The 25,853-nt window shown below is 64.1% G+C and carries 27 protein-coding genes and 1 riboswitch; of the genes, 15 read left to right on the top strand and 12 right to left on the bottom strand.

From position 1 onward, the window contains the following. Positions 1-3: 3 nt before the first annotated feature. Positions 4-480, bottom strand: a complete 477-nt coding sequence (locus ACF07D_RS12355) for an ATP-dependent zinc protease (RefSeq protein ID WP_119281707.1) — start codon at positions 478-480, stop codon at positions 4-6. 26 nt (positions 481-506) lie between these two features. On the opposite strand from ACF07D_RS12355, the gene ACF07D_RS12350 reads away from it, so the two are divergent. Beyond that, the gene (locus ACF07D_RS12350) at positions 507-1,703 is read left to right on the top strand and encodes a RimK family alpha-L-glutamate ligase (RefSeq protein WP_119281706.1); all 1,197 of its coding nucleotides are present in this window, start codon (positions 507-509) and stop codon (positions 1,701-1,703) included. Positions 1,704-1,713: 10 nt separating this feature from the next. Here ACF07D_RS12350 and ACF07D_RS12345 read toward each other — a convergent pair whose 3' ends face one another. Together ACF07D_RS12345 and ACF07D_RS12340 are read right to left on the bottom strand one after the other, a co-directional pair. After that, positions 1,714-2,427: a YceI family protein gene (locus tag ACF07D_RS12345; protein WP_391505102.1), complete on the bottom strand. Its 714-nt coding sequence runs from the start codon at positions 2,425-2,427 to the stop codon at positions 1,714-1,716. A 90-nt stretch (positions 2,428-2,517) separates the two neighbouring features. Beyond that, complete coding sequence (locus tag ACF07D_RS12340; protein WP_391505101.1) at positions 2,518-3,099, bottom strand: hypothetical protein; 582 nt, start codon at positions 3,097-3,099, stop codon at positions 2,518-2,520. A gap of 107 nt (positions 3,100-3,206) precedes the next feature. On the opposite strand from ACF07D_RS12340, the gene ACF07D_RS12335 reads away from it, so the two are divergent. Both ACF07D_RS12335 and ACF07D_RS12330 read left to right on the top strand, forming a co-directional pair. Beyond that, entirely contained in the window at positions 3,207-4,517 is a 1,311-nt protein-coding gene (locus tag ACF07D_RS12335; RefSeq protein ID WP_391505100.1) for a sensor histidine kinase, read from the top strand. After that, entirely contained in the window at positions 4,514-5,170 is a 657-nt protein-coding gene (locus ACF07D_RS12330; protein WP_255808858.1) for a response regulator transcription factor, read from the top strand. Before ACF07D_RS12335 ends, ACF07D_RS12330 begins: the two co-directional genes overlap by 4 nt. Here the strand turns inward: ACF07D_RS12330 and ACF07D_RS12325 are convergent. Both ACF07D_RS12325 and ACF07D_RS12320 read right to left on the bottom strand, forming a co-directional pair. After that, positions 5,163-6,125, bottom strand: a complete 963-nt coding sequence (locus tag ACF07D_RS12325) for a diacylglycerol/lipid kinase family protein (RefSeq protein WP_391505099.1) — start codon at positions 6,123-6,125, stop codon at positions 5,163-5,165. The two genes, ACF07D_RS12330 and ACF07D_RS12325, sit on opposite strands and share 8 nt — an antisense overlap. A gap of 92 nt (positions 6,126-6,217) precedes the next feature. After that, on the bottom strand, positions 6,218-6,790 hold the full coding sequence (locus ACF07D_RS12320) for a hypothetical protein (RefSeq protein ID WP_391505098.1): 573 nt from the start codon (positions 6,788-6,790) through the stop codon (positions 6,218-6,220). Positions 6,791-6,886: 96 nt separating this feature from the next. On the opposite strand from ACF07D_RS12320, the gene ACF07D_RS12315 reads away from it, so the two are divergent. Beyond that, positions 6,887-8,500 carry a deoxyguanosinetriphosphate triphosphohydrolase family protein gene (locus tag ACF07D_RS12315; protein ID WP_391505097.1) on the top strand — a complete coding sequence of 538 codons (1,614 nt, stop codon included), beginning with the start codon at positions 6,887-6,889 and terminating at the stop codon, positions 8,498-8,500. Between the two features lie 15 nt (positions 8,501-8,515). Here the strand turns inward: ACF07D_RS12315 and ACF07D_RS12310 are convergent, their stop codons facing one another. After that, the gene (locus ACF07D_RS12310; RefSeq protein WP_119281698.1) at positions 8,516-9,205 is read right to left on the bottom strand and encodes a CoA pyrophosphatase; all 690 of its coding nucleotides are present in this window, start codon (positions 9,203-9,205) and stop codon (positions 8,516-8,518) included. A 55-nt stretch (positions 9,206-9,260) separates the two neighbouring features. On the opposite strand from ACF07D_RS12310, the gene ACF07D_RS12305 reads away from it, so the two are divergent. The 3 genes from ACF07D_RS12305 to ACF07D_RS12295 are packed head-to-tail and all read left to right on the top strand — an operon-like array spanning position 9,261 to position 10,185. Next, positions 9,261-9,743 (top strand): GNAT family N-acetyltransferase, encoded by a 483-nt coding sequence (locus tag ACF07D_RS12305; protein WP_391505096.1) that lies wholly within the window; start codon positions 9,261-9,263, stop codon positions 9,741-9,743. A 17-nt stretch (positions 9,744-9,760) separates the two neighbouring features. Next, positions 9,761-9,946, top strand: coding sequence for a hypothetical protein (locus ACF07D_RS12300; protein WP_391505095.1), 186 nt, complete (start codon positions 9,761-9,763; stop codon positions 9,944-9,946). A 5-nt stretch (positions 9,947-9,951) separates the two neighbouring features. Next, positions 9,952-10,185 carry an aminoglycoside adenylyltransferase domain-containing protein gene (locus ACF07D_RS12295; RefSeq protein WP_391505094.1) on the top strand — a complete coding sequence of 78 codons (234 nt, stop codon included), beginning with the start codon at positions 9,952-9,954 and terminating at the stop codon, positions 10,183-10,185. Between the two features lie 39 nt (positions 10,186-10,224). On the opposite strand, the gene ACF07D_RS12290 is transcribed toward ACF07D_RS12295, so the two are convergent. Both ACF07D_RS12290 and ACF07D_RS12285 read right to left on the bottom strand, forming a co-directional pair. Next, positions 10,225-10,563, bottom strand: coding sequence for a hypothetical protein (locus ACF07D_RS12290; protein ID WP_391505093.1), 339 nt, complete (start codon positions 10,561-10,563; stop codon positions 10,225-10,227). After that, positions 10,560-12,164 carry an acyl-CoA carboxylase subunit beta gene (locus tag ACF07D_RS12285; RefSeq protein ID WP_119281695.1) on the bottom strand — a complete coding sequence of 535 codons (1,605 nt, stop codon included), beginning with the start codon at positions 12,162-12,164 and terminating at the stop codon, positions 10,560-10,562. Before ACF07D_RS12285 ends, ACF07D_RS12290 begins: the two co-directional genes overlap by 4 nt. Positions 12,165-12,321: 157 nt before the next feature. On the opposite strand from ACF07D_RS12285, the gene ACF07D_RS12280 reads away from it, so the two are divergent. After that, positions 12,322-13,224 (top strand): biotin--[acetyl-CoA-carboxylase] ligase, encoded by a 903-nt coding sequence (locus ACF07D_RS12280; protein ID WP_391505092.1) that lies wholly within the window; start codon positions 12,322-12,324, stop codon positions 13,222-13,224. Positions 13,225-13,409: 185 nt separating this feature from the next. On the opposite strand, the gene ACF07D_RS12275 is transcribed toward ACF07D_RS12280, so the two are convergent. Further along, complete coding sequence (locus ACF07D_RS12275; protein WP_119281693.1) at positions 13,410-14,804, bottom strand: APC family permease; 1,395 nt, start codon at positions 14,802-14,804, stop codon at positions 13,410-13,412. Between the two features lie 81 nt (positions 14,805-14,885). Beyond that, a complete protein-coding gene (locus tag ACF07D_RS12270; protein WP_391505091.1) occupies positions 14,886-16,502 on the bottom strand; it encodes an amidohydrolase in 1,617 nt (538 codons plus the stop codon). Positions 16,503-16,684: 182 nt separating this feature from the next. On the opposite strand from ACF07D_RS12270, the gene ACF07D_RS12265 reads away from it, so the two are divergent. From ACF07D_RS12265 to ACF07D_RS12245, 5 genes are all read left to right on the top strand, one after another. Beyond that, positions 16,685-17,359 carry a TetR/AcrR family transcriptional regulator gene (locus ACF07D_RS12265; protein WP_391505090.1) on the top strand — a complete coding sequence of 225 codons (675 nt, stop codon included), beginning with the start codon at positions 16,685-16,687 and terminating at the stop codon, positions 17,357-17,359. 261 nt (positions 17,360-17,620) lie between these two features. Further along, complete coding sequence (locus ACF07D_RS12260; protein WP_119281690.1) at positions 17,621-18,397, top strand: cyclase family protein; 777 nt, start codon at positions 17,621-17,623, stop codon at positions 18,395-18,397. A 146-nt stretch (positions 18,398-18,543) separates the two neighbouring features. Next, positions 18,544-19,341, top strand: a complete 798-nt coding sequence (locus ACF07D_RS12255) for a fumarylacetoacetate hydrolase family protein (RefSeq protein ID WP_391505089.1) — start codon at positions 18,544-18,546, stop codon at positions 19,339-19,341. A gap of 51 nt (positions 19,342-19,392) precedes the next feature. Next, positions 19,393-20,607 (top strand): MFS transporter, encoded by a 1,215-nt coding sequence (locus tag ACF07D_RS12250; RefSeq protein WP_391505088.1) that lies wholly within the window; start codon positions 19,393-19,395, stop codon positions 20,605-20,607. Positions 20,608-20,693: 86 nt separating this feature from the next. Then, positions 20,694-21,311, top strand: coding sequence for a TetR/AcrR family transcriptional regulator (locus tag ACF07D_RS12245; RefSeq protein ID WP_162921014.1), 618 nt, complete (start codon positions 20,694-20,696; stop codon positions 21,309-21,311). 55 nt (positions 21,312-21,366) lie between these two features. On the opposite strand, the gene ACF07D_RS12240 is transcribed toward ACF07D_RS12245, so the two are convergent. Together ACF07D_RS12240 and purU are read right to left on the bottom strand one after the other, a co-directional pair. After that, positions 21,367-22,230 carry a hypothetical protein gene (locus ACF07D_RS12240; protein WP_391505087.1) on the bottom strand — a complete coding sequence of 288 codons (864 nt, stop codon included), beginning with the start codon at positions 22,228-22,230 and terminating at the stop codon, positions 21,367-21,369. A 166-nt stretch (positions 22,231-22,396) separates the two neighbouring features. Continuing rightward, positions 22,397-23,281, bottom strand: coding sequence for a formyltetrahydrofolate deformylase (purU, locus tag ACF07D_RS12235; RefSeq protein ID WP_119281686.1), 885 nt, complete (start codon positions 23,279-23,281; stop codon positions 22,397-22,399). 84 nt (positions 23,282-23,365) lie between these two features. Then, positions 23,366-23,445: riboswitch (ZMP/ZTP riboswitch) on the top strand. Between the two features lie 30 nt (positions 23,446-23,475). On the opposite strand from purU, the gene glyA reads away from it, so the two are divergent. Then, entirely contained in the window at positions 23,476-24,759 is a 1,284-nt protein-coding gene (glyA, locus tag ACF07D_RS12230; protein WP_119281685.1) for a serine hydroxymethyltransferase, read from the top strand. A 104-nt stretch (positions 24,760-24,863) separates the two neighbouring features. After that, the gene (locus ACF07D_RS12225; RefSeq protein ID WP_255808868.1) at positions 24,864-25,745 is read left to right on the top strand and encodes a bifunctional methylenetetrahydrofolate dehydrogenase/methenyltetrahydrofolate cyclohydrolase; all 882 of its coding nucleotides are present in this window, start codon (positions 24,864-24,866) and stop codon (positions 25,743-25,745) included. Positions 25,746-25,853 lie beyond the last annotated feature (108 nt).

The raw sequence follows: 25,853 nt of genomic DNA, 5'->3' as shown, positions 1-25,853 counted from the left end.
CGATTATGCGCGGCCGCGGTTGCGCCGGCGGATCGCCGCCGGCGGCCGGCCACCGACGAACGACGCGCCCGAATCAACCACGTAGCCCTGCTTCAACGCCTCGCGGCCGATGAGCATCCGAAACACCATTTCCTCGCGGTCAGTCAACGTGACCTCGACAGGAACGACACGGCCAACAAGCCCAAGATCCATCACGACCACGAGCCTGTCTTGGGTGTGTCCCGACGAGCTTCGAACCGTGCGTCGATCATGGATTGGAAGCTCGACCTCGACCTCGTCGAGTTCGCCCTCCTGCCAGGGCTGCACGGTGAATCTCACCCATGACTCTTGGCCGCGTTCGAAAGGAGTAATGTTGCCCGCGTGCAAGGCCGAGGTTTGCGCCCCGGTGTCGATTTTGGCCTTGATCCACGGCACTCCGATTCCGGGCAGGCTCACCCATTCACGCCAGCCCGTCAGGGTGCTTGAATAGTATTCGTCCACGACTTCTATCTTGGCAGGAAATCACCTTGAAACTGGCGATTCTTTCGCGCGCCCCTCAGGCGTACTCGACGCAGCGCCTTCGCGCGGCCGCAGAACAGCGCGGTCACAATGTGAAGGTGCTCAACACCCTTCGCTTTGCGATCGACCTCGCGACGGATGAGCCCGACTTGAGATATCGCGGCAAGCTCTTGAGCGACTACGACGCGATCCTGCCGCGCATTGGCAACTCGATCACGTACTTCGGTACCGCCGTTGTGCGGCAGTTCGAGCAGATGGACGTCTACACGCCGAACACCGCGAACGGAATTTCGAATGCGCGCGATAAGCTGCGGGCCATCCAGATCCTGTCGCGGCACTCCATCGAGATGCCGCCGACAGCATTCGTGCGCAATCGCGCGGATGTTCGGCCCGCGATCGAGTCCGTTGGCGGCGCGCCAGTTGTTATCAAGCTGCTCGAGGGCACACAGGGAATCGGCGTGATTCTCGCGCCCCAGGTGAAGGTTGCCGAAGCGATCATCGAGACGCTGCATTCGACCCAGCAGAACGTGCTCATCCAGAAGTTCATCGCCGAGAGCCGTGGTCGCGACATTCGCGCGCTCGTCGTTGGCGATCGAGTTGTCGCGGCGATGCGCCGCGTCGCGTCGGGCGACGAGTTTCGGTCGAACGTGCACCGCGGCGGCACCGTCGAGCCCGTGCAGCTCGACCCAGCCTACGAACAGACGGCGGTGCGCGCCGCCCAAATCATGGGGCTGCGCGTCGCCGGCGTCGACATGCTCGAGGGGGACGACGGTCCACTCGTTATGGAAGTGAACTCCTCGCCAGGCCTCCAAGGCATCGAGACTGCGACCGATCTCGACGTCGCCGGGGCGATCATCGACTACATCGCCAACCAGGTGAACTTCCCCGAGATTGACGTGCGCCAGCGCCTGTCGGTCTCGACAGGCTATGGTGTGGCGGAGCTCGCGATGCATGCCGGGGCGGAGCATGTCGGCAAGCCGCTCGGCGAGCTCGGATTGTGGGAGCGAGACATCACCGTGTTGACGCTGCACCGCGGCGTGCAGGTGATCCCGAACCCGCGCAAGCACGTCGTACTCGAGCCCGAAGATCGGCTCCTCTGCTTCGGCAAGCTCGAAGAGATGCGATCAATGATCCCTGAGCGGCCGCGCCGTCGCGCGCGCGTCCGCAAGCTTCCGCCGGAGGCCCAGGACCTCGTCGACGGCTAGCCGCTAGCCGCTAGCCGCGGTTCGCGACGAGCTGGAACTCGACGAACCCGTCTGGTTCGACCGAGACGAAGCCGAGATTTGGCGCGGTCACCCCGTAATCCGCAAAGGTGATCGGGACTGACCCCGCCAACTCGGCCGTCGTGCCGTCGCTGCGAAGCTCAACGTCGATTGTCACTGTCTGGGACGTGCCAGCTAGGGTGAGCTCGCCAGTCGCGCTCGTGCGAACTGTCTCACCTGATTGGGGTGCTTCGGCGAGCGTCACCGGCTCGGTTAGCGTGAAGGTTGCTTCTGGATGCTCGCCTGTTCGGAGCGCCTGGTCGCGGAAGTACGCATCGCGCGATCCGCTGTCGGTGGCTATCGATGCGACGTCGACGACGACGTTCGCGGCGTCGAGAGTGAGACCATCCGAGCCAATTGTGAACGTGCCTGTCACCTCCTGGGTGCGCCCGGTCACCGTGACGTCAGTGCCGTTCAGCACCTCGTCGACGCGGTAGCCAGCCTCGGAGCCGGCCGCGACCGACCACTCGCCGGCGAGGTCTGCCGGGTTGAGGGCGCCAGCGTCGCCTGCTGCGGGTGAGTCAGCGGGGCGTTCGACAGAGGGTACGTCCGCGGCGGGGGCGGCGAAGAAATCACGGTAGATGCTTGGCCCAACGAGCGCTCCAACCGCGCCGAGTGCGAGGAGGCCGGCGCCTGCGCCGATAAGGATCTTGTGTTTCTTCTGCATGAGGAGTCTTCCGTCGGAGGAACGCGGGATCTCACTTTCGCAGCTTCTCTCAGGAGATTCCTTTGAAAAGGTAGGGAAATCGCTGGAAAGTCAGTTCCTGTCTGGCTGCGGCTCAACTGCTCCAGCAGGCGCCTTGCCGCCGCCCGTGATTGTGAGCCATAGTGGCCAGCCGACGAACCAAATCCCGGTCACGAGCCATACTCTGCCGATCCACCCGGCCAGCTCAGCCGTGCGCGCGCTGTCACCGACAACCAGCACGATCGCACCGATAATGACGCTCGCGATGACCGCACACAGCAGCATCCGGCCCCACTGCTGCCATTCGTAGCGCACATGGGCACTGCCGACCTTGGGTGGCTTGACCGGGACCGGTCCTCCAGCGAACCGGTGGGCGAACCAGGCATCGACCCTGCCAATGATCTGGTGGCCGAACGCCACGGTGAACCCGAGGTAGACGGCGCCGAGTCCGTGGGCGAATGTCGCTGTCGCGCCGTTCACGACGAGGTCCCACGTGATGAGGGCGAGGAGCAGCAGGTCGAGCAGAGGGACGCAGAGCAGAAGCACTGATGAGAGACGGCGCAGCCGCAGCAGATACCGCGCAGCGAGGCCAGCAGCGAGCACAGCCCAGAAACCGATCTCACAGGCGAGAATCCCGATCACGATGATGTTCATACTGCAAGGCTCGCGCCCATCCTCGACCAGCGGATCCTCCTCGCGGCCCGTTCACCCTCGTTCGATCGAAGGAACCGGGATGCCTGCTGGTGGGCGAAGATAGGACTATGCAAGCAGACTGGGTGAAGACGCTTCCTGCGCACCCGCGCCGCCGCGATGCCCTCATTGCCGGATTCTGGCTTGTCGTCGGCGCTGCGGCTTGGGCTGCCGGGTTCACCGGGATTTGGCGGCAGCTCGCGGTCATAGAGGCGCCTCGTTGGTGGTTCCTCGTGACCCTGGCTGCCGTGGTGGCGCTCCTGCTTGTTCGCTCGCGCATGCCGCTCCTCGCGCTCGCTCTCGGTGCGTGCGTCGCCTTTGTCGACACCTTGCTTGGGGCGAGCCTTGCGGTTGTCTTCGCTTTCACTGACCTGATCTACGCCGCGGTGAAGTACGGCAGCGCCGGCGCGGTACGGATCCTGCTGCGTGTCGCTGGAGCCGCTGCGGTCGCGCTTGCGGCCGCAGTGGTGCTCGTCGCGCCTGGGCACCCGACGGTCGCGGTTGCGCTCGTGCAATGGGGGCTCATTGTCGCGGTCTCTGGCCTGTGGGGCTGGAACGTCCGTGCCGAGCGGGCGAGCACCTCCGCGGAACTCGCTCGGCGACACGCAAGCGATACTCGCGAACTGCGCACGCGGATCGCCCACGACCTGCACGACCTTGTCGCGAACCAGATCGCCGTCGCAGGGCTACACGTCGAAGCGGCAAAGCTGCAGGCGGCGAAGCTTGGGCGCCCTGAAGCGGGGAGCGCTGACGGACGCCTCCCAGTTCACGACGATCGATCAGCTCCAGGGCCGCGACCCGAGCTTGCCGCCCTCACACAGAGCCTCGAGCGCGCGAAGAGCGGCACCGACCGCGCGCACCACGAGCTCCGCGGTCTCATCTCTGTGCTCACGCTTGTCGACGAGGCTGATAGTGGAGCGCCCGCCAATGCGGGCGAAGAGCTCGCTGCCCTCGCTAACCTGCTGCCGGCGGGGCGCGAACTCAGATGGGTTGGCTCGGCTGAGGGCACGATCGGGCTCGCGCTCGCTGGGGAGCAGGCTGCGCGGGTGCGGATCCTTCTGCGCGCGCTTCAGGAGCTCACCGCGAACGCCGCGAAGCACGGCAGCGGTGACGTCGAGATGCGCGCCGAACTCCTCGGCGGCGATTTTGAGACGGCCGCTGGCCGCCCGCTCCAGATCACCGTCAGCAATCCACGTCGGCCAGGCGAACACGCCGCGCCGTCGGGCACCGGCCTCGGCATCGAGGGGACCCGCGTGTTGCTCGAAAGCGTCGGTGGCCGGCTACGTTCGAGCGCGGACGGAGCCTCGTGGAGCGCCGAACTGGAGCTGCCGATTCTCGGAGCTCGCGGGCGGCGGGCAACTGCAACAGAAGGAAAACGATGACTCAACCGATCAGGATCCTCATCGCAGACGACCATGAGGCTGTGCGGAGCGGCGTTGCCGCGATACTCCAAGCCGACGGCGGGATCGAGGTTGTGGCCGAGGCCGAGAACGGGTTCGACGCGCTCGCGGCCTGCCACCGCGTGTCGCCAGACGTTGCGCTCGTCGACTTGCGCATGCCTGGAACCGACGGCGTGTGGGCGACCGAGCGAATCACCGCCGAGACGGCGACTCGAGTGCTTGTGCTCACGACGTACGACTCTGGCGACCTCATCGCGAGCGCGCTCGCGGCGGGAGCACATGGGTACTTGTTGAAGAGCACGAGCGGCGGCGACCTCATCGATGCGGTTCGGCACGTCGCTGAGGATCGGCATGTGCTCGACCCGGCTGTCGCTGGGTCGGTGATCGCCGGGTTTGCCGCTGCGCAGCGAGGTGGCCCGGCGGCTGGGGGAGAGACCTCGGGGGGACTTGCCGAGCTGACACCGCGCGAGCGGCAGGTGCTCGAACTGCTCGTCGCAGGCCTGTCGAACCAGCAGATCGCCGCCGAACTCAACATTGGGGTCACGACGGTGAAGACGCACGTCGGGTCGCTGTATGCGAAGAGCGGCGCGGCCTCACGCGTGCAGCTTGCGGCGCTCGGCGCGGCCGCTATCTGACGCGCAGGGCAGCAGGAAGGATCCGCGCCTCGAAAGCGATGACATCCTCGAAATCGTCGCCGTCCACTTCAAAGGCGTGCGGGTGCGGCAGCTCGACGCGCACGCGCTTCGCCCGCAAATGACCGGTCGTCTCTGAGCTCTCGGCGCGATCTGCGCCAGTCAACAGTCGCTTCAACCCGTTCTCCCACACCATATTGCGCATCGTGTCGAGCCAGGCCGCGACGCCATCTGCCCGCAGCACAAGCATGTCGAGCTCACCGTCGTCGGGTTCAGCGTCGGGAAGAAGCGTGATCCCACCCTGGATCGTGCCGCAGTTCGCGACGAGCAGGGTGTGCGCCTGCTCAGGCTGCGGGTCCTTGCCGTCGAGCGAGAGCGAGAACTCGACAACCTCTGTCTCGGCTGCCGCACGCCCAAGCGACTCGACGTATGCGAGCCAGCCAGCACGCGCCTTCAGCTCGTCATCGGTTTCAACGATCATCTGCGCGTCGATGCCGAACCCAACCATCACGACGAAGGCCTGCACCTCCTCGTTGCCATCTGCATGTGTGATCGTTGCCTCGCCAAGATCAAGCGTTCGCGAGTCGCCCGTGAGCACGCGCGCGAAGGCTGCCTCGGCATCGCCGAGTGGGACCCCGAGATTTCGTGCGAGCAGGTTGCCTGTACCGAGCGGGATGATCCCGAGTTCCACGCTTGGGCCGTCCTCGGCGGCCGTCTCTCCGAGCGCCCCTCCGACGGCGCGCACGGTGCCATCGCCGCCTGCGGCCACAACGACGGAGCACCCAGCGGTGCGGGCGGCACGAGCCGCGCCGGCGCCCGGATCGTCGACGCTCGTCTCGAACCAGTGCAGCACGGGAGCATCCCCGCCCGCAGCGGTGACGGCGGCAGCGACAGCCGTGCGCAGCTCGCTCTCTGTTGCCTTCGACGGATTCCAGACGATGCCGATGGTCTCGCGCACAGTGTGCCCCCTGCCGTGGTGCACTCAGCTCGACTGCCGAGTGCGGGTGACACTATGCTCGCGCGATTGGCTGACAGTTAGCCGATTGTGAGTTACAGCTGCGCGAGCTGTGCCTTCCAATATGCGCGCCACTCTTCGATGCGCTCACCCGAGCTCATCCCATCTTGGCTGATAGCGAGAATTGTCTTGGTCGCATCCTTCGCAGTCGCAGACACCTCGACTTTCCCGGCGCCGGCGAGCGTGAATCGCCAGAACGAGCGCTTCTCGGTCCGCGAGCTGCGTGACCCGGAGACGTCGTGCCCGAGGTGCTCGGCAGCCTCACCGAAGCGATCGGTCCACGCGGCGAGCGCGGCGTCGCGCTCGAGCGGGAGCGTACGACTCGCGCTCACGCGGAAGTCGCCGGTAGACGACTGGCCTGGTACCCGCAGCCCGGCGTGCTGTTCGAACGCGATGGCAACGCCCTGAGCCCACCACTCCTCGTTCTCGACGTTGGGAGGCATCGTTGCAAGCGCGAGCTTCGCAATCTCAGCGTGCCCGAGCGAACGGGCTCCGTGCGCGTCGAACACGGCGACCCAGTCCGTCCACGCCCTACCTGTCGCACGCTCGATCGCCGGAACACGCTCTCCGCGGGTGTTGTTTCCAGTGGTGTCGCTCGTCGCATTCATAGTGTCAGTGTATTCCGGAGGCAGATTGGTGTGGGGGTCGGGTAACGGCCCTGTTCAATACGAACGCAGCGGCCGACGAATGATTGAATGAGGGGCATGAAAGAAACGCTCACAGGCACAGCGAACCGAGCAACGAGGCGCTACGCCGAGCAAGAGTCGTCGCAGCACGCGGCCCACGGTCTCGACGCTCTTGAGCCAGGAGAGGCCGGCGACAGCACGGAGCTCGAGCAGTTTCGCATCGACCTCGAGCGCATCCGCTTCTCTTCGTACTTCGCGCGCCTCTCAGACGTGACGCAGGTCGTGCCGCAGTCGGGTGTCGGCCCGGTGATGCACAACAGGCTGACTCACTCACTCAAGGTCAGCGCGGTCGCCAGAGTCGTCGCGGCGAACCTCGCCGGAGCAGTCGCGCAACACAACGCGTTCGATCGGGGTGAGGCGTCGACTGACGACGAGACTGGCGCAATTGTGGCGGCGCTCGGCGGCTGCGACACCATCGTCGCGCAGGCCGCCGCCCACGCCCACGACCTCGGGCATCCGCCGTTCGGTCACCTCGGTGAGCGGGTGCTCGACAGGGTCGCCCGCGAGCGCCTCGGGCTCGCCGAGGGGTTTGAGGGCAATGCGCAGACGTTCCGCATCCTCACGTCGCTCGACACACTCGGGCGGGACTTCGCAGGCCTTAATCTCACGGCAGCGGTTCGGGCATCTGTGCTGAAGTACCCGTGGACGCGGGCACGCTGGGTCGGCGTTACCGCGAACGAGCTCCCCGTCACCGAGCGGCCGCGAGGCGTCGGCAACGATCCAGTGAACGGCGCCGAGAAGTTCTCGAGCTACGTGCTCGAAGTGGGCGAGCTTGAGCAGGCGCTCTCGGCGTTCCCGGCGATCGCCGAGGGCGTGCAAACTGTCGAGTGCGCGGTGATGGATGTCGCCGACGACATCGCATACGCGGTGCACGATCTCGACGACTTCACGAGGGCCGGCGTGCTGCAGCACGCAGCGGTCGCCGCCGAGCTGCAGACCTGGCTTGCCGAAGACGCTGTGCTTGCGGCCGAGCCCCTGGCCAAGATCCAGGTGGAGTGGCGAAGGCCCGGCCGCTCGCTTGAACTCAAGTGGCGCGGCATGAGCCGGAAGGACGGCTGGATTGCCGACCGCGACGCGTTCAGGGACGCGGTGCAGCTCGTGAGCGACGAGCTTGTCGACGGCCTGCTGCTTTCCCCCTACGACGGCGGGATCGCGAGCGAACGCGCAGTGTCGGGCTTCACCCGCCGCTGGATTGAGCGACTTCGGTCCTCAATCGTCGTGGAGGCGAGGCCCCATATGCGCGGCGGCCACGTTCGGCTGAACCAGCGCGCGTGGCATGAGGTCGCCGTGCTGAAATTCGTGCACTCAAGCTTTGTGCTCGAGTCCCCAGACCTGGCGCACTCACAGCGCGGTCAGGCCCGCGTCGTTGAGGAGCTGGTGCTCGGCTTCGACGCGTGGCTGTCAGACCCTGTCGACGCGGGTCGCGCCCCACGCAGACTCCTTGAATGGGTCGATGAGGCGACGGAGAGCCTGTTCGACCTGTCGAAGGAACGCCCGGAACTGCTGCAGGGCGATATCTCGGGCGCTGGAATCCACAGGAGGGGACGCGCGCGTGCGATCCTCGACTATGTCTCGTCGTTCACAGATCAGCAGGCGGTGGCCGCGTTCGACCTGCTCACCCGCGCCGGCTAGCGCGGCCAGGCGGCGCTAGCCGGTCACCTCGAAGTCAGTCCCTGGCTCCCACGGCACGGCCCAGCCGACGCCCTCGAAGACGCTCGAGAGCAGCATTCCGGTGAAGCCCCACACCGTATGGCCGCCGAACCGATCCTGCAGCTTGAACGCGGCGCCGCGATGCGTCGCCCCCTCTCGTCGCAGCACGGAATGGCCGCGGGCCGCGGGATCGAGCAGTTCGGCGACTGGTACTCGGAAGACCTCAACGGACTCGGTGTGATCGGCGGCCACGTTACTCGGAAGGCGCCACCAGCCGATCACGGGCGTGACAAGGTTACGGCTCACAGGCACATGGATCTCGGGGAGCGTGCCGAGAACCTCGACCCCGGTGGGGTCGAGGCCTGTCTCCTCTGCGGCCTCGCGAAGCGCGGTCTGTGCCATGTCTGTGTCCTCGGGCTCGACGCCGCCACCGGGGAACGCGATCTGACCCGCGTGGTGCCGCATCCGCGTTGCGCGCCTCGTGAGCAGCACGTCGAGCTCTGCGGCGACAGGCTCCCCGGCGGAAGGGTCGGCAGGCACCTGATCGAGCGCTCCGAACAAGATCAGCACCGCAGACCTGCGGAGCTCTCCGTCAGTCTGCGGGAAGGGAGGGGTGAAATTGATGCCGAACCCGCGGTCGACCGCGTCCTTCAGCTGCTGCCGCGCTTCCGCCTTCGTCCGTGCCATGACCTTAGCTTAGGCGGTAGACCCGCGCCGCCTGTGGTTCTAGCCTGGTGTGACTATGACTACCGAGGAACTCGACTACACGATCAGGCAGGCAGCCCCCGGAGACTACGATGCGATCATCGCCGTTGTGGATGAGTGGTGGGGACGACCCATGACAGGTGCTGTGCAGCGGCTCTTCCTGGATCACTTCTTCGACACGAGTTTCGTCGCTGAGCCCGCGAACTCATCGAACCAGGCGCCAGGGTCGGTTGTCGGATTTCTCATTGGCTTTCACTCGCCAGGGCAACCCGACACCAGCTACATCCACTTCGTCGGGGTGCACCCGGAGGCACGCCGATCAGGCCTCGCAGGTGCACTGTATGAGCGCTTCTTCGCATCCGCGCGTTCCGCGGGCCGCAGCAGAGTTCGAGCTATCACGTCCCCGATCAACTCGCGTTCGGTGGCGTTTCATCAGGCCGTTGGCTTCACGGTATCGGAGCCCATCTCAGCCTATGACGGCCCTGGCAACGACAGGGTGACCTTCGAGCGCGAGCTATGAGTGGCTGGGTGAACGGTGTGGACGACAGGACTGCTGATCTCATTAGCGAAGTCACGCGGGCCGTCGTCGAGGTGGATCCGGGCGGCATGCTCGGCCTGTATCTGTACGGGGCGGCAACCCAGGGCGGCTTGACGCCATCGAGCGATATTGACCTGCGAGTGGTGTCCCGGCGGTCGTTGATGAGATCGCTGGCGACGAGCTGAACGCGTTGCTCACCCTCGCCCGCATGTTCGTCACGCTAGAAACAGGGCGAATCGCCGGCACAAGCGCGGCCGCCCTTGAAGCCTCGTCAAGGCTGGCATCCAGACATCAGTCGGTGATGGAGCGTGCGCGGCAGGAGTACCTCACCGGCGCAAGAAGCGAGTGGGCGCTGGCCGAGGCCGAGGGTACCGCTCAGGCAGACGCGGAACTTGCGCAGTCGGCAAGGTCCCGCCAGGCGTAGCAGCCGGAACGCCCGTCAGGGTGCCATTGCTCGCTCTGTTTAGCCGTCGATGAGCAGGTCGGCGAAACCGTCCGGCACACGCTGTGAGCGTGACCACGGTTCGCGGTCGCGGCGGGCGACACGCTTGACCTGCCGGGTTTCTTCGGCGCGGGCAGCGGTGAGTACCGCAATGACGGCGGCGCGCTCTTCGTCGCTCACCCCGCGAGTGACGAAGGTGATGTCGTCGCCAGAGATGGCGTCGTCTTCCTCGCCAAGATCCTCGCGCTTTGCGGCGTCGCGTGCGGCGGCGTCGGGCGGGAGGTCGCCGGCGAGCGCTTCCAGCTCGTCATCGATGTCAGTTGTCGGGTCGACAGTCGTGTCGGTGGTCTGCTCGCTCATAGCGGGATGTTGCCGTGCTTCTTCGCGGGGAGCTCATCGCGCTTGCCACGGAGGCCGCGGAGCGCCTTGATGACTGCGAGGCGGGTGCCTGCCGGTTCGAGCACGTTGTCGATCTCGCCGCGCTCGGCCGCGAGGAACGGGCTCGTCACGTCTGCCGTGTACTTCGCGGTGAGCTTGGCGCGCAGCGCCTCGACGTCCTCGCCAGCGGCCTCGGCAGCTGCGAGCTCCTTGCGGTACAGGATATTGACTGCGCCCGCGCCGCCCATGACTGCGATCTCCGCGGTCGGCCACGCGATGTTGAAGTCAGCGCCCATCTCCTTGGAACCCATCACGATGTACGCGCCGCCGTACGCCTTGCGCGTGATGATGGTGACGAGCGGCACTGTCGCCTCCGCGTAGGCGAAGAGCAGCTTTGCGCCACGACGGATGACGCCCTGGTACTCCTGCTCGGTGCCGGGCAGGTAGCCGGGTACGTCGACGAGGGTGAGGATCGGGATCGAGAACGCGTCGCAGAAGCGCACGAAGCGCGCGGCCTTCTCGCTCGCGTCGATGTTCAGTGTGCCAGCCATCTGGTTTGGCTGGTTCGCAACGATGCCGACGGTGCGGCCCTCGACGCGGCCGAAGCCGATGAGGATGTTCGGGGCGAAGAGTGGCTGCACCTCGAGGAAGTCGCCGCCGTCAAGAATTGCCTCAATGACGACCTTCATGTCATAGGGCTGGTTCTGGCTGTCAGGAATAATCGTGTTCAGCCGGCGGTCTGCCTCGGTGATCTCGAACGCGGTGTCGCTGTCGTAGATCGGGGCCTCAGCGAGGTTGTTGTCTGGCAGGAAGCTGATGAGCGTCCGTGCGTAGTCGAGGGCGTCGAGTTCGTCGCTTGCGAGGTAGTGCGAGACGCCGCTCGTCTTGTTGTGGGTGAGGGCGCCGCCGAGCTCCTCGAAGCCGACCTCCTCGCCCGTGACTGTCTTGATGACGTCGGGGCCGGTGACGAACATGTTGCTCGTCTTGTCGACCATGATGACGAAGTCGGTCAGGGCTGGTGAGTACACCGCGCCACCTGCAGACGGGCCCATCACGATCGAGATCTGCGGGATGACCCCCGATGAGAGCGTGTTGCGCTTGAAGATGCGCGCATACTGCGAGAGCGAGAACACGCCCTCCTGGATGCGGGCACCGCCCGAGTCGAGCATGCCGATGATCGGCGCTCCGGTCTTCATCGCGAAGTCCATCGCCTTGACGATCTTCTCGCCGGCTGCTTCGCCGAGGGAGCCGCCGAACGTGGTGAAGTCCTGCGAGTAGACGACGACCTGGCGACCGTGGATGGTGCCGGCGCCTGTCACGACCGCGTCGCCGAAGGGGCGGTTCGCGTCCATGCCGAACGCAGTCGAGCGATGCTTGACGTACTTGTCAAACTCGACGAAGGATCCGGGGTCAAGGAGGGACGCGATGCGCTCACGCGCGGTCATCTTGCCTCGCGGATGCTGCTTGGCTGCTGCTGCTGCGTCGCGGTCACCGACGGCCTCTTGGTACTTCCGGCGATGGTCCGCAATGCGGCCAGCCGTCGTTGCGAGGTTCTCGGGAGCGGTCTCGTTCTCTGCGGTCACCCGTTTAGCCTAGCGCGCGTATATGCCACAAAGTTCAAGAACTCCTCCAACTGAATTGCGGATCCTTGGTTGGAATCCTCAGTTTGCTCGCCGCGGGCGCCTCCCCGCGGCACGCCCAGTGCAACTCAGGCCGGTTCCGGGGAATAGGCTCGCACGTATGGAACTCAGGCAGACACGCGCCCAGCAGCCTCGCGTCGAATGGCGAGACGAGTCACCTTCGACAAATGCCGAGCTCCGGGAGCTTTCTGCGGCAGCCGAACTGTCGGGTGAGCCTCTCCCGCACGGAACGGTGCTGCTCACCGACAATCAGACGGCCGGGCGGGGGCGGCTCGCCCGCGGGTGGGAGGTGCTCCCGGGCCGTGCCCTCGCGGTCTCTGTGCTCGTGCATGGCTACGGTCAGAGCGTCGGCGACGGCCCAGGTGGCGCGGGCACCGCCGGATGGGGAGACCTTGGACCCGGCTGGCTGCCGTTTATTGCCGGATCGGCGGTGAACTCCGCGTTCCAACCCCTGTTCGCTGCTGCGGCGGCCCGCGACGAAACTCAATCGAAGCGCGTCGGCATGAAGTGGCCGAATGACATCCACGTGCGCGATGAGGAAGACGCGCTGGCCGGGCGAATCGGTGGGAAGCTCTGCGGGATCCTCTGCGAGCTCCTCCCAGACGGCAGCGCGATTATCGGGATGGGCATGAACCTGCTGACGCCTGAGTGGGAGCTGCCGACAGAGCGGGCGACGTCGTTGCTCGCCGCGGGCGCTGATGTCGGCGGCGCGGAGAGCTTCGCCGACCCGCTCGGGGCCGAGCTTGCCGACAGGGTTGTCGCGGCAGTCACCGCAGAGATTTCGCGCCTCACTGAGCTCGCTGCGCGCGAGCCGGAGGCGATCCGGATCCGCGCCGCGCGCCAGTCCCTCACGCTCGGCACCGAGGTTCGTGTCCACCTCCCGGGGGACGAGATCGTCGACGGCAGGGCGCGGGCGCTCGCGGAGGACGGCGCGCTCATCGTCGACCTGCCGACGGGCGGAACCCTCACCGTGAACGCGGGGGACGTGCAGCACCTCAGGTAGGCCGGGGCGGCGCTTCCCGGCTGCCTGGTTGCCCGGCTGGCTGGTGGAGTCCCCTCCCGTCGCCGGCAATAGCAATGAAATCTGCCCAAGATATGCCCGATCTTGATGGTTCGGGGATATCTTGGGCAGATTTCAGGGTGTAGTGCTGGGAAGGACCAGACTGCCGCCCGATCCTGGATCCTGACCTAGCGGCGCTCACCCTCCAGCGGGAACTCGTCGCCGAGCGCATCGATCTGCTGCGTGGTCGGGTCGCCCTCCGAGAAGTCCATCTTCGGCACTGGCTTCCGGAACCCACGCGTCACGACCGCGATCACGCCGACGCCGAGCACGAGCCAGCATGCGCCGACAAGCCAGGTGATGGGCTGGAGTGACGTCCACAGCCAGATCGTGAGCCCAAACCCGATGAGGGGGGTCACGCCAAAACGGATGATCTCCCATGTCGATGCTGGGCGCGTACGACCGCCCTTCGGGAAGAGGTAGGTGCGGATCACCGACAGGTTGACCATCGCGAATGCTGCGAGCGCGCCGAAGCTAATCATGAATGCTGCAACGTCGAACGGAACAAACAGCGCCGAGAGCGCGAACACAGACACGACCACGGCCGCAACGATCGGGGTGCCGAACCGCTTGTGCAGGCGCGAGAGCGGCTTCGGCAGCATGCCGTCGCGGCCCATCGCGTACAGGATGCGTGAAACCGACACCTGGCCGGTCATGCCCGACCCGAACGCGCCCGCAACGTAGACGGCGACGAAGAATGCGGTAAACCAGCTCGCGCCGAACGAGTCCATGACGGTGGTGCCCGCCGCATCAATCTGCGCCTGATCCATCGACGCCCAGTCAGGGTTGAATGCGAGGGCTCCCGCCCAGCCGACGAGGATGAAGAAAAACCCGCCAACGAGGGTCGACAGCACGATCGCGCGGGGGATGTCGCGGCGCGGGTTTTTCGCTTCCTCGGAGAGCGTCGAGACCGCATCGAAACCGAGGAACGACAGTGCGAGGATCGCGGCACCCGACGCGACCGCACCGATCCCGCCCTCGCCGAATGTGAAGGGCTCGATGATGCCGACTGCCTGGTCGCCGCCAAGGTACTGCTTGAACGCGAGCGCCATGAACACGATGACGAGCACGACCGACAGCGCGATGATCGCCATATTGAGCTTGTTCACGAGCGTGATTCCGAGCACGTTGAATGCGAGCACGAGCAGCAGTGCGGCGAGCGTGAAGACCCAGATCGGGATCGCCGGGAACTGCGTGTTCAAGTAGATGCCGATGAGCATGAAGTTGATCATCGGAATGAACAGGTAGTCGAGCAGCATGACCCAGCCTGTGAGAAACCCGACGCCGCCGCCAAACGACTGCTGCGCATAGGTGTAGGCGGAACCCGCGACGGGGTAGCGCCGCACCATCGCCGCGTAGCTCGCTGCGGTGAAGAGCATTGTCACGACCGCGACGATGTACGCCGCTGGGAGCTTGCCGCCCGTCACCTGGTTCACGATGCCGTACGTCGTGAACACGGTGATGACAGTCATGTAGGTCACGCCGAAAAACGTGAGCCCGGTGAGCCCGAGCGCTCGCCGCATGTGCGGCTGGCTCTCGGACGAAGCTGTGGTGGGGGTTGTGGACACGATTCTCCTTTGAATCAGCGAGTGGTGTGGGGTGGGTTAGTAGGTGCGTTCGCCCGCGAGCCAGGTGCCGCGAACGTCGATGGACGGGATGGTGTTTGGGTCGACGGACAGGGGATCTGCGGAGAGCCAGACCGCGTCTGCCACCATGCCGACGTGGAGCGTGCCGCGGTCCGATGCGAGGGCCTGCCGAGCGGTGCCAGCCGTGTAGGCCGACAGGGCTGCCGCGGCGCTCACGCGCTCGTCGGGCAGCCACGCCGCTGCGTCGGGCTCGAGATGGCTGTGGCGTGTGACGGCAGTCGAGAACGCCGGACGCCAGTCCTTCGTGGTGACAGGCCAATCACTGCCGAACGACACAGTCGCGCCGGCTCGGAGCACCGAACCGATGAGGTACTGCCAGCCCTCGCGGTCGTGTCCGATGTGCGGAATCGTGAGGTCGCGCATGACGGCGTCGCACTGCGCCCAGTACGGCTCGAAGTTCGCGATGACGTCGAGCTCGGCGAAGCGTCCGACCTGATCCTGAGCGAGCATCGCGACGTGCGCGACGACGTGGGCACGTTCGCGCGTAGGGTTCTCAGCCTGAACGGCCGCGATCGTATCGAGCGCGATGCGGTTTGCGTCGTCTCCGATCGCGTGAATGTGGAGCTGGAATCCCGCGAGGTCGAAGGCGCGGGCGGCGGAGATGAGTTCGTCCTCTGCCCAGTTCGGAAGGCCGCGCTCGTCTGGCCGGTCGGCGTATGGGGCTGCAAGCACCGCGGTGTGGTTCTCGATGACACCGTCCACGAAGAACTTCACGGTGTCAGCGCTCAGGCGATCGTGCGCGAGCGAACGCACCTGGTCGCGCTGCTTCTCGAAAGCTGCAACCTGACTCTGCCAGGTAGCAGGGTCTGCGCGGAACGCGAGATTGACGCGAGTGTGGAGCCTGTCAGCGCGGGCTGCCTCGAGGTAGGTTGGGAGGTCGGTCGGCTCGACCCATGCGTCTTGAACCCACGTGGTGCCTTGCTCGGCGTACGACAGGGTTGCGGCCTCGATGGCTGCGACGCGATCTTCGATCGAGAACGCCGGAACGACGTTCGCGATGAAGTCGTTCGCCGCGGCCTCCTGGAGCGTGCCAGTGGGGGTGCCGTCGGCGTCGCGAACGTAGCGGCCGAGTTCAGGGTCAGGGGTCTCAGCCGTAATGCCGCCGGCACGCAGCGCCGCCGAGTTCACCCAGGCGGTGTGGTAGTCCCATGCGCGCAGGATCGTCGGAGTGTCACCCGTGACCTCGTCGAGCCACTCGGCCCTGAACACGCCGCCAGGTGCGAACGTCGCATCGTAGCTCGCACCGACGATCCAATCGGCCTCCGGATGCTGCTGCTTCCACTCGGCGACCGCGGACAGGATCCCAGCGAGGTCGACGGCCTCACGTACGTTCGGGCCGACAGCTTCAAGCCCGCCAAGCACCGGGTGGGCGTGCCCCTCGCCGATCCCGGGTACGAGCGTTCCGCCCGCGAGATCGATGACATCGCTGGTAGCGTTCGCCGCGAGCTCGAGTGCCTCAGCGTCGAGTGCGATGACCCTGCCGTCCTCAAACGCGATTGCGCTGGCTGTATCGACAGCGCCGACGCGATCAGCTGCAACGATGACTGCCCCGCCAGTGAATACCGTGATTGCCACGCTCGCTCCATCCCTGGCGTCTCTGCCAGCTCGTCTCACCCGCTCCGTTAATGAACAGTGTTCGTTATTGTATGCACATCATGGGCGCAAACGCGAGCGCGAGCCCGAAACGTTACGCGGCTCCGATACTCTCTGTGGAGAGAAACACTCGGACGCTGAGCGCCGGGAGAAAGCGGTGCACCATGGCGGTGAGCGAAAAGCCCCAGTCGAGACGGTCTGGTAGGCCGACAACCCCGGTGCTTTCGCGTGGCCTCATCCTTGAGACGGCGCTCAGGCTGCTTGACGAGCGCGGCGAGTCCGGGGCGAGTCTGCGCCTCATCGCCCGAGAGCTCGGCGTACGCCCGTCGGCGCTCTACAACCACATTTCTGGGCAGGATGATCTCATCTCAGGGATCCGCGAGCTCGTCAGCGACAGGATCGACGTCTCCGGGTTTGGTGAACTGCCGTGGGACGAGGCGATGGAACGCTGGGCCAAGTCCTATCGCAATGCGTTCGCCGATCATCCGCCAACGATCGCGCTGCTTGGAGTGCTGCCGATCGCGACTGGGACGCGCACGAGCGACATGTACGAGGCCGTGTTCTCGGGGCTCATCGAGGCGGGGTGGCCAGAGTCTGAGGTGCTGAGCACAGTCGTCGCCGTCGAATGCCTCATTCTTGGTGCGGCGCTCGACCATAGTGCGCCCGACAACATGCTCGACCCAGGCGACGACCCGAACGCGCCAACCTTTCGAGCGGTCTACGATTCAGGGCACGCAGCAGCAGGTACGAAGCGCCTCACGGATGTGGCGTTCGAGACGGGCCTGAGCGCCATCCTTGCGGGGCTCAGGGCGCGTCACGCTGCGCTCGCTGCGGGCTAGGCGGCAGACTCGCCATTTGATGGGCCCGCAGTCTTAGATCGCGCGTTCGTCGCGAGAGTATTGGCTTATGTGACTTCCTGGGGCCGTGCTCATTGTGACCCGACGACCCCCTTCGTCCCTAGGAACGCCTTGCAAGGCCAATAGGTCGGCCAAACTCTATTGGGCTGGCTCCGTGTGGCTGGAATCCCGCCTTCAAGCTAATTCCCTTGACGACAAAACTGAACGGTCGTATAGTCAGTTTTATTCAGCAAAGGAGCACGAATGCGACGTCTTGTAGATCTTTCAGTCGACCTGCGAAATGGGATCCTCTCGGATCCCCCTGGTCATCTCCCCTCGATCGAGTACTTTGATCATTCGCAGACACCGAACGAGATACTCCAGTTCTTTCCCGGGGCAACAGCCGGTGACTTACCGGATGGAGAAGGCTGGGCATTGGAGCGAGTTAGCCTCTCAACTCATAACGGAACTCACCTTGACGCTCCGTATCATTTCGCCTCCACGATGGATGGAGGGCAGCGGGCCATCACAATTGACGAGGTTCCGCTGGACTGGTGCTTCCAGCGGGGTGTGAAGCTTGATTTCCGTCATCTCGCTGACGGCTATGTCGTTACACCTGCGGACATTGATGCAGAACTTGAGCGCATTGGCGTCACGCTACAGCCCTTGGACATTGTGCTTGTGAACACGTCCGCGGGTGTGAAGTATGGGCAGGACGACTACGTTCAAAGCGGTTGCGGAGTGGGGCGAGAGGCAACTCTGCACTTGCTTCGGCAGGGAGTGCGATTGACAGGCACTGACGCGTGGAGCTGGGACGCTCCGTTTGTGTACACCGCAGAGCGCTATGCAGCTGAGGGGAACGCGGAGATCATCTGGGAGGGACACCGTGCGGGTCGAGACATTGGTTATTGCCACATCGAGAAGCTGCACAACCTCGAGGGGCTGCCCGCCACGGGCTTTCAGGTGGCTTGTTTCCCGGTGAAGATCCACGCCGCATCTGCCGGTTGGACGCGTGCGGTCGCAATCTTTGAGGAAGGCTAACGATGCGCATAGGTGCGGCCCAAACTAGCCAGGGGACTCGCTATGGCATTGTAGAGCACGGCAAACTCATCTTGCTTGAACCGCAGGTGGAACTATACGACTGGCTTGAGTCAGGAAGGTCACGAGAGGCCCTTTCTTCGGACTCCATGGATTTCGCGATTGGCGGTGTTTCTCCGGTACCGATTCCTGTCTCATCGATCCGGGACTTCATAACATTTGAGCAGCACACCGCGGGATCGCTGAAGGCTGTCTCGGGTGCGACGGATGTGCCAGAGGCCTGGTTTGAGGCGCCCGCGTTCTATTTCACGAATCCACACGCTGCGGTAGGAGCTGGAGCGGACATCCCGCTGCCACCAGGGTCCGAGCTCTTTGACTTTGAACTTGAAGTCGCGGCAGTGATCGGGCGTGAGGGCTACAACCTAACCGTCGAAGAGGCCGAGGAATGCATAGTTGGGTACACAATCCTCAATGATTGGTCGGCGCGCGATCTGCAACGTCGTGAGATGCGTGTCGGTCTAGGCCCAGCGAAAGGCAAGGACACCGCAACGACACTTGGGCCAGTGATGGTGACAACCGACGAATTGGCGCCTTTCCGTGAAGGCGATCGCTTGGCCCTGGACATGGAGGTCTCAGTCAACGGGACCCCAATAGGTCGAGACAACCTGCGCCAGATGGCATGGTCGTTCGCCGAACTCGTCGCTTACGCAAGCCGCGGCACATGGGTGCGCCCAGGCGACATCATCGGCTCAGGCACATGCGGTGGTGGCTGTCTTGCCGAGCTCTGGGGTTGGAACGGTGCCGAAACGCCTGGGCCAATTCGCGTCGGTGACACGGTCACAATGCGGGTCGAAGGAATCGGCGAACTTTCGAACACAGTAGCTCAATCCCCAACTCTTCATCCGATTCCAAAGGCGCGGAGGGTTCGCTACTCGGCCCCTGAGTAACGCCCCTGCCATCCAACATCCGACAATGTGGTCGGCGACGAAAGGAAACCCGTGGGTAGAACCAAGTGGATCGTACTGTTTGGTGCGTTCTTTGCATACATGTTCGATGCGCTCGAGATCGCGATTCTGTCGTTCTCGATTCCCGCAATTATTGAGGACTTTGGCATTACGCCAGTTCAGGCTGGCCTGCTTGCCACGGCCACCCTCATCGGGATGGGCATTTCGGGCGTGGTAATGGGGTGGGTTGCGGACAACTATGGCCGCAAACGCGCCCTCGTCCTGTGCATGCTCATCTTTATCGTTCTGACAGCATTGGCTGCAGCGGCTCCGAACTTCTATGTCCTCCTCGCACTGCGGTTCTTGTCGGGCATCGGCCTTGGCGGCGTCTGGGGTGTGCTGTCGGCTTACGTTGTGGAAACATGGCCGGTTGAATCACGCGGCAAAGCAGCGGCTTTCGTCCTGGCGGCGTTCCCGATCGGTGGGGCACTCGCAGCTTTCGCTTCGGGTTTCTTCCTCCCCGACTGGCGGATGCTGTTCCTTGTCGCCGGGCTGTCTGCCATTCTGCCGCTGCTCGTAATCGTAATGTTCTTCCCCGAGTCGGCAGTCTGGCAGGCTGAGCGCGCAAAGTCTGACAAGAACGTTTCTGTAGGTGAGGTGTTTGCGCCCGAGCTTCGACGCACCACCATTCTCGCAAGTTTGGTGGCTGTCACCGCGTTCGTTGCCTACTACGGAGCGAGCACATGGTTGCCGAGCTATCTTGCAACGGAACGTGGGATGGATCCAAAGTCAGTCGCGTCATTCATGACATTGCTGAATCTCGGGATGTTTGTCGGGTACCTGGTCTTTGGTTGGCTTGCTGACAAGATCGGACGCAAGTTTGCGCTGATGATTTCGTTCTTCGGGGCGGGAATTCTTATGCCAATCTACGGGCTTGCAACGGATCACACATTCTTGCTGTGGTTGGGACCTGCCTACGCGTTCTTTATGACATTCGCGGGGCTGTTTGGTTCCTATTTGGGGGAGCTGTACCCGACTCGTGTGCGCACGACTGGAGCGGGGTTCTGTTTCAATGTCGGGCGAGGCGTGTCGGCATTCGCGCCTCTCGCGCTCGGAGGTTTGGCTGCGGCAACTTCACTCTCTTTTGCGTTGTTCTTGAGCGGATTCGGGTTCCTCCTCGGTGGCCTCCTGATGATTGGTTTGCCCAAGAAGGGTCGTGCGGCTGACGTGCCGGCGGAGCTTAAGAGTGCTGAGGCCGCTATGCGGTAGGCCTTCAACTGGTGTCTCAAGTGCTCGGAACAACCCACCGCGGGGGTTCCGGGCACTTGCCTGTAGTGTTGAAATCCGATGTGGGTTTGAAGAAGCAGGTCACGACTATGGCAAGAGGCGGGCGCAGGGACGACATTCTGTCGGCAGCTACGCAGTGTTTCGCTGACGAAGGTTATGACCGAACCACGCTGCGCACGATCGCGAGTGCTGCGGGGGTAAAACTGTCTCTCGTTGCCTATCACTTTGAGACGAAGCTTGGCCTGTATCGTGCCGTGTTCGAACGCTATCAATACGTCAATGAGGCGCGTCTCGTGAAACTCCGAGCAGTTGATTTGGGGGCGCCGGGCGCTCTCGATGAGGTCATCGATGCGTTTCTGCATATCGGGACTCTTGCGCAGTCAGATTCGAGCTTGACGAACTATCGACGGTTGGTTCTTCGTGAAGCTAGCGATCCGGCGTCGAGTGAACGTGGCATCATCGTCGATCTTTTTGACCCGATGGCCAACGAATTCATCCAGTGTCTGGAGACACTTCTGCCGGGACGCCCTGCGGGCGCGCTGCGCTGGTCGTATCTCTTCGCGGTGGGCGCCCTGACTGGGTCGATCAACGACAGTCGCGAGCGTGCTCTTTCTGCAGGCGAGAGCTCAGAGGTGGGCGTCTTTGAAGCCTTGAAGTCGTTTTTGCGGGCAGCTTGGACGGCCTGAGACTTAGGCCCGGTTCTGCGAGGCTCAGGGCGCGTCACGCTGCGCTCACTGCGGGCTAGGCGGCAGACTCGCCATTTGATGGGCCCGCAGGCTCATCGAGTAGCGGCTTCAAGCCGGTGGCGAGTGCAAACATCTGCCCGTTGACGCTGTCGATCCGGTCGCTCAGCCGAATATCGAGACTCGCGATGCGCTCGCTCAGTCGGCTATCCAAGCTGTCGATTCGGTCGCTGAGTCGCACATCGACATGTTGAATCGCGGCGGCGAGCTCTGCGCGGGTGGTGTCCAGCTGCTTGGTGAGCTGCGTGAATTGGGCCTCGATTCGCTCGAACTGCCCCGAGGTGAACGTTCCAGTGCTCGCGAACTTCCCGTCGATGCTCGCCTCAGATTCGGCGAAGCGTGAGTCGAGTTTGGCGTCGGCTGCGGCGAAGCGTGAGTCGAGTTTTGCGTCGGCTGTGGCGAACCGGGAGTCTAGTTGGGCTTCGGCTGTGGCGAACCGGGAGTCTAGTTGGGCTTCGGCTGCGGCGAAACGAGAATCTAGTTGAGCTTCGGCCGCGGCGAAGCGATTCTCGACTGTGGACTCGAGGTGGCTGAAGCGCGACTCCGTGGCGAAGTCAGTTGCGTCGAGCCGCGCGTCGTTGGCGTCAAAGCGGGCATCCATTCGATCGAGCCGCACGTCGATACCGTCGAGCCGCACGTCGATACCGTCGAGCCGCACGTCGATACCGTCGAGCCGCACGTCGATACCGTCGAGCCGCACGTCGATACCGTCGAGCCGTGCTTCTATCCTGTCCAGTCGAATATCGATCTGTTCAAACCTCGCGCGGAACTTCTGGTCGAGGTTTCGATGACTGAGCAACAGCATGGTGCCGATGGTGACAAACCCGGCGATCGTTGAAATGAGGTTGATGATCGGGTCCACGGGCACCTCCTTGGCTGCGTGACGTTTGATTGCTGTATGGCAACCATACGTTCATAAACGCGCTGAGGGTGTTCTTTTCTCCAAGAACAGTGGATAACTCGCGAAAACGGGCTGTTGCGCTCCTCTGTGGAGAACGCAACAGCCCGCAAACAAAGAAGGCGACCGCCTACCTGAAGACGATCGTGCGATCGCCGTCCTGCAGCACGCGGTTCTCGGCGAACCAGCCAACGGCGTGACGGAGTACGCGAGACTCGATGTCCTGGCCGAGCTGCATGAGTTCGCGCGGCGAGTAAGAGTGGTCGACTCGTGTGGTGTCTTGCTCGATGATCGGGCCCTCGTCGAGATCAGTCGTCACGAAGTGGGCCGTCGCGCCAATGAGCTTCACGCCGCGCTGATGCGCCTGCTTGTATGGGTTCGCGCCCTTGAAACCGGGCAGGAACGAGTGGTGGATATTGATCGCTCGACCCGCGAGTGCTTCACACAGCTCGGGGGAGAGGATCTGCATGTAGCGGGCGAGCACGACGAGTTCGATGTCGTGCTGTTCGACGGCTTCAAGCACGCGAGTTTCAAACGCAGCCTTCTCGTCGGCGCCCGTCACGGGACGGAACTCGAAGTCGACACCGTAGAACTCTGCGATGTCGCGCATCGTCTCGTGATTCGAGAGAACGAGTGGTACCTCGATCGGGAGCTGGCCTGCACGCTTGCGGTACAGCAGGTCGTTGACGCAGTGAGTCGCGGTGGAGCCGAGCAGCAGGGTGCGAACTGGGCGCCCAACCTGGTCGAGTCGCCAGTGCATGTTGTAGCGCTCGGTCACGGGCGCGAGGGAAGAACGGAAGCGATCGCCGAAGGTCTCGGGCTGGGCAACGGCCTCGACCTGCAATCGCATGAAGAACCGTCCCGTGTCGGCCGAGGCGAACTGCTGGCTTTCGGCGATGTTGCCGCCAGCGGCGACGATCGCACCACTGATTGCGTGCACGATACCCGGACCGTCAATGCATGAAAGTGTCAGTACCCACTGTTGGCTCTGCGCATCGGCGACGATTGTGTTCATCCGGCCAATTCTAGTCCGCTTTACATGTCGCTCCCAGCGGTGCGGTGAAACCTATCGTCATGCGTGCGCGGGCCGCTGATAGGATTGCTGCGTCGTGACTGGCGTACAGATGGAAACCATCGGGGAGCGACACCTTTGAACGGCCGCTCGCCTGGGCCACACATCCTGGAAACATCACACAAGGGAGACTCATCGTGTCCAACCAGTCAGCTTTCTTTAACGAGCCACTTGAGGTCGTCGATCCCGAGATCGCCGAGGTGCTGAAGAACGAACTCGGTCGTCAGCGCTCGACCCTCGAGATGATCGCGAGCGAGAACTTTGTTCCTCGCGCAGTGCTCGAGTCGCAGGGTTCGGTGCTCACGAACAAGTACGCAGAGGGCTACCCTGGGCGTCGCTACTACGGCGGCTGCGAGTTCGTCGATGTCGCGGAGAACCTCGCGCGTGACCGCGCAAAGAGCCTGTTCGGTGCAGCGTATGCGAACGTACAGCCCCACTCGGGCGCGCAGGCGAACGCAGCCGTTCTCTCCGCAATCGCCGAGCCAGGCGACACCATCCTCGGCCTCGAGCTCGCGCACGGTGGGCACCTCACGCACGGCATGAAGTTGAACTTCTCGGGCAAGCTCTACAACGTCGTCTCGTATGGTGTGAACCCTGAGACGTTCCTCGTCGACATGGAGGTTGTCCGCGAGAAGGCGCTTGAGCACAAGCCGAAGGTCATCATCGCCGGCTGGTCGGCATACCCGCGCACGCTCGATTTCGCGGCATTCCGTGCGATCGCTGACGAGGTCGGCGCGACGCTCTGGGTAGACATGGCCCACTTCGCTGGCCTGGTTGCAGCTGGCCTGTACCCCAACCCGGTGCCGCACGCGCACGTCGTCTCATCGACAGTGCACAAGACGATTGGTGGCCCGCGCTCGGGCTTCATCCTGACGAACGACCTCGAGCTCTACAAGAAGCTGAACTCGAACGTCTTCCCCGGCCAGCAGGGCGGCCCGCTCATGCACGTGATCGCAGCAAAGGCGACGGCATTCAAGCTTGCCGCTACCGACGAGTTCAAGGACCGCCAGGTGCGCACGCTCTCGGGCGCGAAGCTCCTTGCAGAAGCGCTCACGAGCGATGCGGCGAAGGCAGCCGGTGTTGACGTGTTGACGGGCGGCACCGACGTGCACCTCGTACTCGCAGACCTGCGAAACTCGAAGCTCGACGGCCAGCAGGCTGAGGACGCGCTCCACGAGGTTGGCATTACTGTGAACCGAAACTCAGTGCCGTTCGATCCGCGCCCGCCGATGGTCACAAGCGGCCTGCGTATCGGTACCCCCGCACTCGCGACCCGCGGTTTTGGTGACGCCGAGTTCGCTGAGGTCTCGGAGATCATCGCGGCGACCCTCACCCAGTCCGCCGATATCGAGGAACTTCGCGCGCGCGTGACGAAGCTTGCCGACGCGTTCCCGCTCTACCCGGGCCTCGAGAACTGGTAAGCCACAACTGCTGATGCCGACCGGGGCGCGTGAGGGGTCTCCTCCGCGCCCCGGCGGCGTTCCGCCCCTTGCACATGGGGCCTCACGAATTTCAAGGAGAACACATGTCCGCTCAGAAACTTGACGGCACAGCGGCCGCGGCCGCAATCAAACTGGAGCTCACCGAGCGTGTCGCCGCGCTCGCCGCGAATGGCGTTGTCCCGGGTCTCGCGACAGTGCTCGTGGGTGAGGATCCTGGTTCGCAGTGGTACGTCGCTGGCAAGCACCGCGACTGCGCCGAGGTCGGGATCGCGTCGATCAAGCGCGAGCTTCCCGAGACCGTATCGCAGGACGAGCTCGAGGCCGTGCTCGACGAGCTCAACGCAGACGACAGCTGCACAGGCTACATTGTGCAGCTGCCGTTGCCGAAGCACATCGACACTGATCGCATCCTCGAGCGCATCGACCCGAACAAAGACGCCGACGGTCTGCACCCGACGAACCTTGGAAAGCTCGTTCTCAACGCGAACACCGAGATCACCTCCCCGCTCCCGTGCACGCCCCGTGGCGTCATCGAGCTTGTCGAACGCAACGGTCTGTCGTGGGCAGGCAAGCGCGTCGTCGTTGTCGGGCGCGGGGTGACTGTCGGCCGGCCGATTGGACCGCTGCTCACTCGCCGTGAGTACAACGCGACAGTGGTGCTCACCCACACGGGCACGGTTGATCTTGGCGCCGAGCTACGGCAGGCCGATGTGATCGTCGCCGCGGCCGGTGTCGAGGGTATTGTGCGGGCCGAGGACGTGAAGCCTGGCGCCATCGTGCTCGACGTTGGGGTGTCGCGAAAAGTTGATCCCGAGACGGGGAAGAGCCGCGTTGTCGGTGATGTTGATCCAGCTGTGGCTGAGGTCGCTGGCTGGATTTCGCCAAATCCCGGCGGAGTTGGGCCGATGACGCGCGCACTGCTGCTGAAGAACGTTGTGGAGATGGCAGAGCGCCAATCCGCCTAGAAGCTGTCAGAACGGGAGGGGGTTGGGGGGGGGGGGGGGCCCCCCCCCCCCCCCCGTTGGCCGTTATAGGGTGTTTGTGTGGGCCCCGCGAGCAAGGCCCCTCCGGCG

Source organism: Leucobacter sp. NPDC015123 (assembly GCF_043080205.1).
GTDB classification, from domain to species: domain Bacteria; phylum Actinomycetota; class Actinomycetes; order Actinomycetales; family Microbacteriaceae; genus Leucobacter; species Leucobacter aridicollis_A.
This window is presented reverse-complemented; position numbering and strand designations above follow the sequence as displayed.

Coding starts and splice junctions, on each gene's coding strand:
- ACF07D_RS12260 (WP_119281690.1), top strand. CDS start 17,621: ATGCGACGTCTTGTAGATCTTTCAGTCGACCTGCGAAATGGGATCCTC.
- ACF07D_RS12340 (WP_391505101.1), bottom strand. CDS start 3,099: ATGAACATCATCGTGATCGGGATTCTCGCCTGTGAGATCGGTTTCTGG.
- ACF07D_RS12265 (WP_391505090.1), top strand. CDS start 16,685: ATGGCGGTGAGCGAAAAGCCCCAGTCGAGACGGTCTGGTAGGCCGACA.
- ACF07D_RS12305 (WP_391505096.1), top strand. CDS start 9,261: ATGACTACCGAGGAACTCGACTACACGATCAGGCAGGCAGCCCCCGGA.
- ACF07D_RS12310 (WP_119281698.1), bottom strand. CDS start 9,205: ATGGCACGGACGAAGGCGGAAGCGCGGCAGCAGCTGAAGGACGCGGTC.
- ACF07D_RS12225 (WP_255808868.1), top strand. CDS start 24,864: ATGTCCGCTCAGAAACTTGACGGCACAGCGGCCGCGGCCGCAATCAAA.
- ACF07D_RS12335 (WP_391505100.1), top strand. CDS start 3,207: ATGCAAGCAGACTGGGTGAAGACGCTTCCTGCGCACCCGCGCCGCCGC.
- ACF07D_RS12290 (WP_391505093.1), bottom strand. CDS start 10,563: ATGAGCGAGCAGACCACCGACACGACTGTCGACCCGACAACTGACATC.
- ACF07D_RS12280 (WP_391505092.1), top strand. CDS start 12,322: ATGGAACTCAGGCAGACACGCGCCCAGCAGCCTCGCGTCGAATGGCGA.
- ACF07D_RS12275 (WP_119281693.1), bottom strand. CDS start 14,804: ATGCGGCGAGCGCTCGGGCTCACCGGGCTCACGTTTTTCGGCGTGACC.
- ACF07D_RS12320 (WP_391505098.1), bottom strand. CDS start 6,790: ATGAATGCGACGAGCGACACCACTGGAAACAACACCCGCGGAGAGCGT.
- ACF07D_RS12255 (WP_391505089.1), top strand. CDS start 18,544: ATGGATTTCGCGATTGGCGGTGTTTCTCCGGTACCGATTCCTGTCTCA.
- purU (WP_119281686.1), bottom strand. CDS start 23,281: ATGAACACAATCGTCGCCGATGCGCAGAGCCAACAGTGGGTACTGACA.
- ACF07D_RS12315 (WP_391505097.1), top strand. CDS start 6,887: ATGAAAGAAACGCTCACAGGCACAGCGAACCGAGCAACGAGGCGCTAC.
- ACF07D_RS12345 (WP_391505102.1), bottom strand. CDS start 2,427: ATGCAGAAGAAACACAAGATCCTTATCGGCGCAGGCGCCGGCCTCCTC.
- ACF07D_RS12330 (WP_255808858.1), top strand. CDS start 4,514: ATGACTCAACCGATCAGGATCCTCATCGCAGACGACCATGAGGCTGTG.